Here is a 539-nt window from a genome sequence, read left to right as displayed (position 1 = left end):
CATCCATGCAGCCCGTGGCCAGCGTGGGCAGATCGACTCGGCCGCTGCCTATCGCGACCTGCTCGGTGAAAGCAGCCAGGTGTCCCAGTCCCACCAGAACTGCGACAAAGTGCAAGACCCGTACTCCCTGCGCTGCCAGCCGCAAGTCATGGGCGCCTGCCTGACCCAGTTCCGCCAGGCGGCCGAAGTGTTGGTGGTCGAAGCCAACGCGGTATCGGATAACCCGCTGGTATTCGCCGCCGAAGGCGATGTGATCTCCGGCGGTAACTTCCACGCCGAACCGGTGGCGATGGCCGCCGACAACATGGCCCTGGCCATCGCTGAAATCGGCTCCCTGAGCGAGCGCCGTATCTCGTTGATGATGGACAAGCACATGTCGCAATTGCCGCCGTTCCTGGTGGGCAATGGCGGGGTCAACTCCGGTTTCATGATTGCCCAGGTGACGGCAGCGGCGTTGGCCAGCGAGAACAAGGCGTTGTCCCATCCCCATAGCGTCGACAGCCTGCCGACGTCGGCCAACCAGGAAGACCACGTGTCGA

General features: G+C 63.6%; 1 protein-coding gene. It reads left to right on the top strand.

Annotated elements, in window-relative coordinates:
* Positions 1 to 539 (top strand): aromatic amino acid lyase (locus RSB01_RS14255; protein WP_332625783.1); only part of this gene is annotated, 539 nt, incomplete at both ends.

Origin of the sequence: Brevundimonas sp. (genome assembly GCF_036659295.1) — a bacterium.
Classification (GTDB): domain Bacteria; phylum Pseudomonadota; class Alphaproteobacteria; order Caulobacterales; family Caulobacteraceae; genus Brevundimonas.
The sequence above is the reverse complement of the archived record's forward strand: the minus strand, read 5'-3'. Positions and strand labels throughout refer to the sequence as shown.